General features: G+C 73.8%; 9 protein-coding genes. 4 read left to right on the forward strand and 5 right to left on the reverse strand.

Annotated features, from left to right (window positions below; translation table 11 throughout):
* Nucleotides 1-150: 150 nt before the first annotated feature.
* Nucleotides 151-861, forward strand: coding sequence for a class I SAM-dependent methyltransferase (locus QJS33_RS30045; protein WP_306371455.1), 711 nt, complete (start codon nt 151-153; stop codon nt 859-861).
* 63 nt (nt 862-924) lie between these two features.
* Here the strand turns inward: QJS33_RS30045 and QJS33_RS30050 are convergent, their stop codons facing one another.
* The 3 genes from QJS33_RS30050 to zwf are packed head-to-tail and all read right to left on the reverse strand — an operon-like array spanning nt 925 to nt 4,879.
* Nucleotides 925-1,557 (reverse strand): bifunctional 4-hydroxy-2-oxoglutarate aldolase/2-dehydro-3-deoxy-phosphogluconate aldolase, encoded by a 633-nt coding sequence (locus QJS33_RS30050; protein WP_306371456.1) that lies wholly within the window; start codon nt 1,555-1,557, stop codon nt 925-927.
* Between the two features lie 26 nt (nt 1,558-1,583).
* On the reverse strand, nt 1,584-3,407 hold the full coding sequence (gene edd, locus QJS33_RS30055; RefSeq protein ID WP_306371457.1) for a phosphogluconate dehydratase: 1,824 nt from the start codon (nt 3,405-3,407) through the stop codon (nt 1,584-1,586).
* Nucleotides 3,404-4,879 carry a glucose-6-phosphate dehydrogenase gene (gene zwf / locus QJS33_RS30060; RefSeq protein WP_306371458.1) on the reverse strand — a complete coding sequence of 492 codons (1,476 nt, stop codon included), beginning with the start codon at nt 4,877-4,879 and terminating at the stop codon, nt 3,404-3,406. The genes edd and zwf overlap by 4 nt, the downstream gene beginning before the upstream one ends.
* A gap of 204 nt (nt 4,880-5,083) precedes the next feature.
* Here zwf and QJS33_RS30065 point away from each other — a divergent pair, with 204 nt between their 5' ends.
* From QJS33_RS30065 to QJS33_RS30075, 3 genes are all read left to right on the forward strand, one after another.
* Nucleotides 5,084-6,274, forward strand: a complete 1,191-nt coding sequence (locus QJS33_RS30065; protein WP_306371459.1) for an ROK family transcriptional regulator — start codon at nt 5,084-5,086, stop codon at nt 6,272-6,274.
* Nucleotides 6,275-6,463: 189 nt separating this feature from the next.
* Complete coding sequence (locus tag QJS33_RS30070; protein WP_306371460.1) at nt 6,464-7,138, forward strand: hypothetical protein; 675 nt, start codon at nt 6,464-6,466, stop codon at nt 7,136-7,138.
* Nucleotides 7,139-7,588: 450 nt separating this feature from the next.
* A complete protein-coding gene (locus tag QJS33_RS30075; RefSeq protein WP_306371461.1) occupies nt 7,589-9,259 on the forward strand; it encodes an LCP family protein in 1,671 nt (556 codons plus the stop codon).
* A gap of 196 nt (nt 9,260-9,455) precedes the next feature.
* On the opposite strand, the gene QJS33_RS30080 is transcribed toward QJS33_RS30075, so the two are convergent.
* Nucleotides 9,456-10,679, reverse strand: coding sequence for a hypothetical protein (locus tag QJS33_RS30080; protein WP_306371462.1), 1,224 nt, complete (start codon nt 10,677-10,679; stop codon nt 9,456-9,458).
* 266 nt (nt 10,680-10,945) lie between these two features.
* Nucleotides 10,946-11,540 (reverse strand): hypothetical protein (locus tag QJS33_RS30085; protein WP_306371463.1); only part of this gene is annotated, 595 nt, incomplete at its 5' end.

Consider the following 11,540-nt stretch of genomic DNA (forward strand, 5'->3'; position numbering starts at 1 on the left):
CGGCCGCGCGGAGCGCCCCCCGGGCGGCGAGGCGGCGTGGCATACGCACGGAATCGCCGGGAGCACGGGGCGCGGCGCGGCGCGGCCGCGCCGTTGGATACTGGGGACGCGCCCGGACCGGGCGCCGGGGATGACGACGAGGGGACCGCCATGGGGGATGCCGGCATCGACCTTTCGCTGATCGGTGACCTGTACAGGAAGTACCGCGACCCGCTGGCGGAGGTGAGGAAGGCCCAGCGCGAGTTCCTGTGGGAGACCCGGGGACGGATGACCCCGCAACTGGACGACCTCGAAGCCGAGATCACCTACCTGCTGCTGCGCGAGACCCGGCCCGAGACGGTCATGGAGCTGGGCACCTTCCACGGCTGGTCGACGACCTGGATCCTGTCGGCCCTGCGCGACAACGGGACCGGGACCCTGCACTCGTTCGACATCGTCGACAACGTGGTCTCCAACGTCCCGGCGGCCCTGTCCGAGGGGCGCTGGCACTTCCACCGGGGGGACGTGCGCAAGAACCTCGGCGAGGTCCCCGAGGGCATCGGCTACCTGTTCGTGGACGCCGCCCACAACGCCCGGTTCGCGCGCTGGTACCTGGCCGAGCTCTTCCCGAGGGTCGCCCCGGGCACCCCGGTCAGCGTCCACGACGTGTTCCACGGCAGGCGTGCGCTGCCCCTGACGGAGGGCGCGGTCGTGCTGGCGTGGCTGCGCCGGAAGGCCGCGGAGTACCTGACCGTCTCCCGCAGGCGGGCGCCCGCACCGTACACGGCGCTGCTGGAGCTGCGCGAGGACCTGGGGCTGGGCGAGCCCGTGCGCGACAGCACGCACAACCCGATGATCTTCTTCCGCATGCCCGAACACTGACGTCCCCGCCCCGGGTACGCCGAACGCCCGCACCGTGGTCGCGGTGCGGGCGTTCGCCGGTGCTCAGAGCGCGGCGGCCTGGCGGGCCAGGTCGGTGATCCGGCCCCAGTCCCCGGCGGCGACCGCGTCGGCCGGGGTCAGCCAGCTACCGCCCACGCAGCCCACGTTGGGCAGCGCGAGGTAGTCCGGGGCGGACACGGGAGTGATGCCACCGGTCGGGCAGAAGCGCACCTGCGGCAGCGGCCCCGCCAGGGACTTCAGGAACGCTGCGCCGCCCGCGGCCTCGGCCGGGAAGAACTTCAGCTCGGAGACGCCGCGCTCCAGCAGCGCCAGTGCCTCCGAGACCGTGGAAACGCCGGGCAGGAACGGCAGCCCGGTGTCGGCCATGGCGGCGGCCAGGGTGTCGGTGCTGCCGGGGCTGACCAGGAACCGGGAGCCCGCCTTGGCGGCGGCCTCGGCCTGCTCCGGGGTGGTCACGGTGCCCGCGCCCACCACGGCCTCGGGGACCTCGGCGGCGATCCGCTCGATGGCGCCGAGCGCGGCGGGCGTGCGCAGCGTCACCTCGATGCCGGGCAGACCGCCCGCCACCAGGGCGCGGGCCAGCGGCACGGCCGCCTCGGCGTCGTGCAGAACGACCACCGGCATCACCGGGGCCAGGGCGAGGATGTCGCCGCCCGTGCGGGGCGTCGTCGTCATGGGGAGGTTCTCCTGTTCGATCGCGGTCAGTGGCCGAAGACCCCGGCGCCGGCCTCGGCGGGGCCGACGGCCGCGCGCAGGGCGCCGAACAGCTCCCGGCCGGTCCCCGCGGAGGAGTCGACGCTGGGCCGGGCGGGCTCGCGTCCGGCCAGGTCGGCGCGCACCTCCAGGGTGCCCGCGCGGGCGTCCAGGCGGACGATATCGCCGTCGCGGACGTAGGCGAGCGGGCCGCCGGCCTCGGCCTCCGGGGACACGTGGATGGCGGCGGGGACCTTGCCCGAGGCGCCCGACATGCGGCCGTCGGTCACCAGGGCGACCTTCTGGCCGCGGTCCTGGAGCACCGCGAGCGGCGGGGTGAGCTTGTGCAGTTCGGGCATGCCGTTGGCGCGCGGGCCCTGGAAGCGGACCACCGCGACGAAGTCGCCGGTCAGCTCCCCGGCGGTGAACGCGGCCTGCAACTCGGCCTGGTCGGCGAAGACCCGGGCGGGCGCCTCGACCACGTGCCGGGAGGGGTCCACCGCCGACACCTTGATGACGGCGCGGCCCAGGTTGCCGTCGAGCATCCGCAGGCCGCCGTCGGGGGCGAAGGGGTCGTCGGCGCCGCGCAGCACCGAGGTGTCGCCGCTCTCCTTGGGGCCGTCCACCCAGCTCAGCGCCCCGTCGTCGAGCCGCGGGACCTGGCGGTACGCGCTCAGGCCGCGGCCCATGACGGTGTGCACGTCCTCGTGCAGCAGCCCGGCGTCGAGCAGGGAGCCGATGAGGAAGGCCATGCCGCCCGCCTCGTGGAAGGCGTTCACGTCGGCGGCGCCGTTGGGGTACATGCGGGTGAGCAGCGGCACGACCTCCGACAGGGCCGCGAAGTCGTCCCAGGTCAGATCGATGCCCGCGGCGCGGGCGATGGCCACCAGGTGCAGGGTGTGGTTGGTGGAGCCACCGGTGGCCAGCAGGGCGACGACGGCGTTCACGACGGCGCGCTCGTCGACCTGCTCACCCAGCGGAACGGGCGAGTCGCCCAGGCCGGTGTTGGCCAGGACACGGCGGCCGACCTCGGCGGTGAGCGCCTCGCGCAGCTCCGTGCCCGGCTGTTCGAAGCTGGCACCGGGCAGGTGCAGGCCCATGACCTCCATGAGCATCTGGTTGGAGTTGGCGGTGCCGTAGAACGTGCAGGTGCCCGGCGCGTGGTAGGCGGCCGACTCGGCCTGGAGCAGCTCCCGCCGGTCGGCCTTGCCCTCGGCGAAGCGCTGGCGCACCCGCGCCTTGTCCTTGTTGGGCAGGCCGGAGGGCATCGGCCCGGCCGGGACGAACGCCACCGGCAGGTGGCCGAACGACAGGGAGCCGATGAGCAGGCCCGGCACGATCTTGTCGCAGACGCCCAGCATCAGGGCGCCGTCGAACATGTCGTGGGAGAGCGCCACGGCGGTGGCCATGGCGATGACGTCCCGGCTGAACAGGGACAGCTCCATCCCCGCCCGGCCCTGGGTGACGCCGTCGCACATGGCGGGCACCCCGCCCGCGAACTGGGCGACGCCGCCCGCCTCGCCGACGGCGGCCTTGATGATCGCCGGGTAGGACTCCAGCGGCTGGTGCGCCGAGAGCATGTCGTTGTAGGAGGAGACGATCGCCAGGTTCGGGGTGACGTCCCCGGCCAGGGCGAGTTTGTCGGAGACCCCGCAGGCGGCGAACCCGTGGGCGAGGTTGGCGCAGCCCAGAGCCGTGCGGGCGGGCCGGGCCGGGTCCGCGGCGGTGCGGATCTTGTCCAGGTAGGCGGTGCGGGACCGTTCGCTGCGCTCGGCGAGGCGGCGGGTCACCTCGGCGACGACGGGGTGGACGGCGGGGACGTGCGCGGTCATCGGGGTTGCTCCTCTTCGTACCACGTGCGGCCGGTGCGGCCGATGAGCCGGTCGGCGCCCGCGGGGCCGGCGCTCCCGGCCGGATAGGTCTCGGGGACGAGGTCCAGGTCGGCCCAGGCGGCGATGACGGGGTCCGTCCAGCGCCAGGCCGCCTCGACCTCGTCGCGGCGCATGAACAGGGTGGAGTCTCCGGCCAGCACGTCCATGAGCAGCCGCTCGTAGGCCTCGGGCGCGCGGGTGGCGAACGTGTCGGCGAAGCTCAGTTCCAGCGGGACCGACCGCAGCCGCAGCGCGCCCGCGCCGGGGGCCTTGGCCAGCATGGTGAGGTGGATGCCCTCGTCCGGCTGGAGGCGGATGACGAGGCTGCCGCCGCCGGTGGCGGCGCCGGGGAAGATGGTGTGCGGGACGTCGCGGAAGCGCACCACGATCTCGGAGCGGGCCCGGTCCATGCGTTTGCCGGTACGCAGGTAGAAGGGCACGCCCGCCCAGCGCCAGTTGGCGATCTCGGTCCGCAGGGCGACGTAGGTCTCGGTGGTGCTGTCGGCGGGTCCGCCCGGCTCCTCCAGGTAGCCGAGGACCTCCGAGCCCTGGACATCGCCCCGGCCGTAGCGGCCGCGCACGGTGTCCTCGCGCACGCGCTCTCCGGTGAGGGGCTTGAGGGCCTGGAGGACCTTGAGCTTCTCGTCGCGCACGGCCTCGCGGTCGTAGCTGGCGGGGGGCTCCATGGCGGTCAGGCACAGCAGTTGGAGCAGGTGGTTCTGGACCATGTCGCGCATGGCCCCGGCGGTGTCGTAGTAGCCCTTGCGGCCGCCGACGCCGACGGTCTCGGCGGCGGTGATCTGGACGTGGTCGATCCACCGGGAGTTCCACAGGGGTTCGAGGAAGACGTTGGCGAAACGCAGCACCAGGAGGTTCTGCACCGTCTCCTTCCCGAGGTAGTGGTCGATCCGGTAGGTCTGCTCCTCGGTGAAGATCTCCCCGACCTCGGCGTTGACGGCCTGTGCCGAGGCGAGGTCGCGCCCCAGGGGCTTCTCCATGACGACCCGGGCGTCCGGGGTGACCAGCCCGGCGTCGGCCAGGCCGCGGCAGATGGCGCCGGAGATCATCGGCGGGACGGCGAGGTAGAAGACGCGGTCGCGGTCGGGGTCCAGGACACCGGCCAGGTCGGCCCAGCCGGCGGGGTCGCCGCCGACGTCCACGGTGACGTGGGAGAGGCGGTCCAGGAAACGGCGCAGCACACCGGGTTCGGCGACCCGGACGGCGTGGTGGCCCTGGACCGCGGCGTCGGCCTTGCCGCGCAGGTCGGCGTCGGTGAGGCCGTCGCGGGAGACGGCGATGACGCGGGTGCGCGGGTCGAGGTGGCCGTCGCGGTCCAGCAGGTAGAGGGAGGGCAGGAGTTTGCGCATGGACAGGTCGCCGGTGCCGCCGAAGACCACCAGGTCGGTGGGGCGGGGTACGGACTGCTGCGGCATGTCGGAGTGCTCCAGCGTGCGAGGAATGACGGAAGGACTGCGGAAGGTGCGGGGTACGCCGGGCGCGGGGGTGTCCCAGGAGGCGTGGTCCGTTCGTCCCTTTCGACCTTAAGGCCCGCTATGGTAAAAAACCAAGCACACTTCAGAACACTTCTTTACATAAGATCCCATATTTGGAAACCTGACCGAGTGGTTGAATGAGATATGGCCAGAACCCCGGGACGCCTGTCCTCCGCTGCCACCACGAGCGGTCACATCCTGGAGCTCATCCGCACCGGAGCGGCGACCAACCGGTCCGAGCTCTCCCGCGCGACCGGACTCTCCCGTCCCTCCGTCGCCCTGCGCCTGACCGAGCTCATCGACAGCGGGCTGGTGGTCGAGGGCAGTGGCACCGCCTCCACCGGCGGACGCCCCCCGTCGCTGCTGGAGTTCAACGCCGACAGCGGGCTGCTGCTCACCGCCGCGCTGGGCATGGCGCGCAGTCAGGCCGCCGTCTGCGACCTGGCCGGTGAGATCCTCGTGCGCACCCCCGGCTCCCCGGACATCGCCTCCGGCCCCGACACGACCGTCCCCTGGCTGCTGGAGACCTGGGCCGAACAGCTCGTCTCCCTGGGCCGCGACCCCCGCGAGGTGCGCGGCGCGGGCATCGGCCTGCCCGGCACCGTCGAGTTCCACGCCGGACGCGCCGACGACCGCCCCCTGCTCGGCAAATGGGCGGGGGTGCCGCTGGCCCCGCTGATCGCCGAGAGCTTCCCCGTCCCCGTCATGGTCGACAACGACGTGAACGTGATGGCCCTGGGCGAACACCTGGCGGGCGGGCACGGCCACCCCTCCGACATGGTGTTCGTCAAGGTGTCCACCGGCATCGGCGCCGGGCTGATCTCCGGCGGCAGACTGCTGCGCGGGTCCCTCGGGGCGGCCGGGGAGATCGGCCACATCCCCGTGCGCGACGGGCAGGGGCTGCCCTGCCGCTGCGGCAACACCGACTGCCTGGAGGCCGTCGCGGGCGGGCCCCGGCTGCTCGAACTCGCCGCCGAGGAGGGCCGGGTGGTCGCCGGCCTCAAGGAACTGGTGGCCCTGGCCGCCGCCGGCGACCCCGTCGCCGTCACCCTCGTCCGCGAGGCCGGGCGACGGCTGGGCGAGGCCCTGGCCGGGGCCGTCAACCTGCTCAACCCCGAGGTCGTCGTGCTCGGCGGCGACCTGTCCGAGGCCTACGACCACCTGGTCGCGGGCGTGCGCGAGATCGTGTTCCAGCGGTGCACCGCACTGGCCACCCGGCAGCTGCGGGTGGTGGCCAGCGCCCTGTGGGACGACGCGGGCGTGCGCGGCTGCGCCGCCATGGTCGCCGAGGAGATCCTGTCCCCCGAGGCCGTGAACAAATTCCTGGCCGGATAGATCCCATACAAAGGGGAACAACCCTCCAGACCCACCTGCGACGACGCCGTCGGGGGCACGTCGCGTGCCCGCGGCTCACTTGACAAGCACCCCCTCCGTACCGAATAGTCACCCACCACCTGACCCCCGCCCCGCACACCCCCTGACTCCCCACCGTGCGGACCCCCGCCCGGAAAGGTCATCCGAACCGTGCCAGACGTCCTAGAGAACCCGATCGTCCTGATCCTGATCGGCGCCGCGATCAGCCTGGCCGCCAGCGTCGTCGTGACCGGCCTCCAGGCCCGTCTGCTGCGCCGGAACGACGTCCGCGAGGCATCCCGGGCCTCGGCCCGCAGGCTCACCAGCGCTTTCATCACCGAACGCGACTCCGCCGACGCCGCCGACGGTTTCCTGACCGAGGCCGAGATCACGGTCATGTCGATGACCGACCGCAAGACCCGCGAGCGGCTGACCGCCGTGCTGCGGCTGCTGCGCGAGCGGGCACTGCCCGAACTGGAGGAGCTGAGCGGGATCAAGGCCGACCGGGCCCGCCGCCTGCTGTGCGAGCACGCCCTGGAGGTGCTCGGCGCCCACCTGCGTTCGGAGCGGCTGCCGGAGATGCCCGGCGAGGTCAAGCAGATGCTCCGTGTGGAGGAGGAGGCGCTGAGCATCCGCTCCGGCGAGAAGCCGCGCCCGCCGGCCGCCCCGGCCGAGCCCATCACCAAGAGCCAGGTCACCGCGCGGCCCCGGCACACCGGGAGCAAGGCCTCCGGTGGGACGACGGCGCGCAAGACCACCAAAGCGACCGGGCGGAGCACCGCCAAGTCCGGGGCCAAGACGGAGGAGCCGCCCGCCGGGGAGGGCAGCGCTTTCTGGGACGACTGACCCCGGGACAGAGCTCATGGTGACCCGTCACCCCGCACCGAGGCCCCGCACCAAGGCTTGGTCAGGGTGGCGGGTCAGAAGTGTTTTTTACGGGCACCGGTGAGAAAGTCGGACATGCGCGCGTCGACCGGCGGCGCACACCGACGAAGGAATTGTGCGGCGCAATTGTGGTCACCGGCCCCGCGCTCGGACATGTCGAGCGCGCACTCTGCGGGAACTTCACCTAGGATCTCCACCACACGCGGGATCCCCCGTCGTCCGTGCCCTCCGTGCCGCGCACCCCTGTCCCTCCAGGACGCCGCACGCCACGACGCCCCACCCCACGGCCTCCCGTATCCACACCGCGCGCGACCTCCGCCGTCCCACGAACACGGACCCGTGACCCGTTCCTGTCGGGTCGGTGTCCGACCGTTGGCACGTCCCGCCGTCCGAACTCACCGAGATTGCACGATGCCCGCTGACGAGAACGCCGCCACCGAAGCCGGAGCGGACACCACACCGGAACCGAACCCCGAAACCGGTTCGGAGCACACGCCCGAACGGGATGCGGACGCCGCCGGGAAGCGCGCCGAACCCGCCTGGCGCATCGGCCGTTCCGGCCGCCTGGAACGCGTCGGCCGCGAGGAGCCGACCGTCCCGGAGGACGACGACGTGATGGCCTTGGTCAATGCCGTCGCGCCGGTCCGTCCCGCACCCGTGATCATCAACACCGCACCCGTGCCGGCGCCCGTGCCGGCGCCCGTGCCCGCCCGGAAGGCGAAGGCCACCGCCGCGGCCCGGGCCGCCGGGGGCGAAGCGGCGGAGGGCGCCGAAGGCACCGGAGCGGATGGGGCCGACGGTCCCGCCGACGGCGAGAACGGCGCGGACGACGGATCCGCGGCGGGCGGAGGCGGTACCGGAGGAGGAGCGGGCGGAGGCGGTACCGGAGGAGGAGCGGGCGCCGCCGGGGGCGGCGGGCGGCGGAGGCTGCGGCGGATCGCCGTCTGGACGGCCGCCGGTCTGGCCGTCCTGCTGACCGCCGGGATCGCCACCGCCTACGGCTACTACCACTCACTGCGTTCGGGGATGGTCCAGCACGACCTGGAGGCGGCCCTCGACGAGGGCGAGCGCCCCGAGAAGATCAGCGACGCGGTCAACATCCTCTTCATGGGCTCCGACGGCTACGAGGAGGGCAGCACCGCCTACACCACCGAGTTCGAGGGCGAGCGCTCGGACTCGATCATGCTGGCGCACATCTCGCCCGACGGCCGGGCCTCGGTGATCAGCTTCCCCCGGGACTCCCTGGTGAACCTGCCGCAGTGCGACCCCTACGGCACCGCCGAGGGCACCTACGGCTACTTCGGCATGATCAACGCCGCCATGTACCACGGCGGCCCGCCCTGTGTGGTGCGCACCATCGAGTCGCTCACCGACGTCCGCATCGACCACTTCGTGCACCTGAGCTTCATGAGCTTCCGCGACGTGGTGGACGCCATCGGCGGGGTGGACATCTGCATCCCCGAGCCGATGAAGGACGAGCGCTCCAAGCTCGACCTCCCCGCCGGGCGGCAGACGCTCAGCGGCGACCAGGCGCTGTCGTTCGTCCGCGCCCGCTACGAGATCGGCGACGGCGGCGACATCGGCCGCATCGACCGGCAGCAGATGTTCATGGCCGCCCTGGCCGACCAGGCCGTGCAGGGCGAGGTGCTGGCCGACCCGCGGAGACTGCACGGCATCCTGACCGCGGTGGCCGAGCACAGCGCCACCGACAGCCGGCTGACACTGGACCGGATGCTGTCGATCGCGGTGTCGCTGTCCGACGTGGACCTGAGCGACATCGAGTTCCACACCGTCCCCTGGTACCAGGCGCCCTTCGACCCCAACCGCATCCTCTGGTACGAGGACCGGGCCGAGGAGCTGTTCACCGCGGTGCGCGAGGACCGTCCGCTGCCCCCGCTGATGGCGGCCGACGAGGCGGCCGTCCCGGCGGAGCCGCCGGGCGCCTCACCGAGCGCGGTCGACTCCCCCAGCGCCTCGCCGTCACCCGAGGCGCCCGCCGCCCGCCCCGGCGAGGGGCGCGACGCCACCTCGAACCCGTGCGCGGACGGCCTGGGCTTCGGCACCGGTGAGGAGATGTACTAGCGGAGAACGAGAAGCGGCCCCGGACACCCGTCGGTGTCCGGGGCCGCGGTGCGCCCGGGGCGGCGGAGACCCTCCGTGCGCCGCGTGCGCCGAGGAACCCCCACAGTCCTTCGGTGCCGCCGCGCCTGCCGGTCCCGCCACCGCCCCGGGCGGTCTGCGCCCGCCACGACCTGCGGGCGCAGTTCCCGGTGAGGCTTTAGGCGAGGGCGCCGAGCGGGGCGCCGTCCACGGTGGGCTCGCCGACGGCGGGCAGGCCGTTGACGCCGACCAGGTCGCCGCCGACGGAGTCGGTGGCGGGCAGGGTCGAGGTCACGTCGCCGACCGCGGGCAGGGCCACGGGCGACTCGGGCAGGGAGTCGGTGGCCGCGGACTGCGGCAGGGCCGAGGTCACGTCACCGAGTCCGGGCAGGGTCGCGGGGAGCTCCGGCAGGGAGTCCACCGGAGCGGCCTGCGGCAAAACCTCGGTGGGCAGGGCCACCGGCAGCTCCGGCAGCGCGTCGACGGGGGCGTTCTGCGGCACCACGTCGGCGGGCAGGGGCAGGGCCACCAGGTCCTCGGCGGAGGCGGCGTCCTCGACCAGCAGCGAGCCGTTGTCCTGGACCACGGCGAACGGGAGCTCCGGCTCCACGGCCCCGGTCTGCGGCAGGACCTCGGCGGGCAGGGCCACCGGCAGCTCGGGCAGGGGGTCGGTGGCCGCGGACTGCGGCAGGGTGGCGGCGGAGTCGCCCAGGACCAGGTCGGAGACGATGTCCGCGGCACCGCCGCTGATGTCGGTGTTCTGCCCGTTGACCGGCATCACCGCGTCGTTCGTCGGGACGGCCTCGCCGAGGGAGGCCGCGTCCAGCTCGGTCAGGCCGGTGCCGACCTCGTGGGCGCCCAGCTCGGTCACGGCGCCGTCCACCTGCCCGACCGTGTCCCCCAGGGGCAGCGGGCTCTGCGCGGGGTGGCTCAGCGGCAGGGTGCCGCCGCCGGTGTTCAGGCCGACCGCGTCCAACAGGCCCAGCCCGCCGACCGCGCCGGTCACCGGGTCGAGGGCACCGCTCTGCGGGACGGTCGGGGCGCCCGTCGGCAGGGCGCCGGAGACCGCGTCCAGGCCCACGTCGGTGCTGTTGCCGTCCAGGGCCAGCGGGGCCTCGACGGGCAGGCCGTCGGTGAGCGAACCGGTGGGGGCGGAGTTGTGCTGCACGTCGGGGGTCGCGGAGATCGTTCCGGGCTGCACGCTGGCCAGGTCGCCGACCGGGGAGCCGACGCCCTCGGTGAGGGCCGTGGGCACCTGGCCGCCCAGGTCGTTCAGGGGGAGGCCGTCGGTCACACCGCCGAGGGTGTCGGCCCAGGAGAACCCGGAGCCGAAGGCGATGAATCCCGCCGCGCCGGCTGCCAGCAGCAGGGTCTTGGCTGAAGTGCGGGCGGTGGTGTTCATGAGTGTCCTTCCGGGGTGGCCGCGTTCCGCGGCTCGTGGTCTGTCTCTCTGTCGGGGAGCCACTCCCCTGGCCAGGAGGGAGGTGCTCGGTTTCTCAGCGGGCGACCTGGCGGGCCGTCGACTGATGTGAACCCCGCGTTCGGGTGCGCGGCTCACATCAACCCCCAGAGGGTGCGGAAGGGATCACTCGGAGCACAGGGCTCGGGCGTTCCGCGGCTGGGAAGGTGTGCCAGGAGAACGGTCGGCGTGCGACCGGGAACGCCGCGCTAGTCGGGCGAGAAGGTGGGCTCGTCGGCGTCCTCGGCCGGAACCGAGCGCAGGACGTGCCAGGCGGCCTGGACCAGGCCGGGGGCCGGGGTCGGGGCCCCGGGGGCGGACAGGTAGCCCGCGATGAGCGCACCGCCCTGGGCGGCGGACCCCGAGGGGGTCGCCGTGGCGGTGGCGGTGGTGCCCGAAGCCGTCGGCGCCGGGGCGACGGCGGTGTCGGGGTCGGTGTCGGCGGTCCCGGATGCGGCGACGGACCGCTCCTCGGCGGCCGGGGCCAGCGTCGAAGTCCGCACCGTGTGCGCGGCGGGCTCCGCCGGGGCGGCCTCGGCGGCAGCGGCCTCCGGACGCGGGGCGTCCACGCGGGGCCGTTCGACGCCCTGGTCGGGCTCCGGCAGGGTGATCTCGGACGGCTCGGGCAGCGGTGCCGCCTCCGCGACGGGCGCGGTGACGACCTGCCGCACGGCCGTGTCGAGGTGACGGGCCACCTCGGGGCCGGCGGGGGCCTGCTCGGCGGCGGGCTCCTCCAGGGCCTGGCGGGCCCGGTCGACCCCGGTGCCCACGGTGGCGACGGTGTCGGCCAGCGGGGCGCCCAGG

This window comes from Nocardiopsis sp. CC223A, from assembly GCF_030766825.1.
GTDB lineage: Bacteria > Actinomycetota > Actinomycetes > Streptosporangiales > Streptosporangiaceae > Nocardiopsis.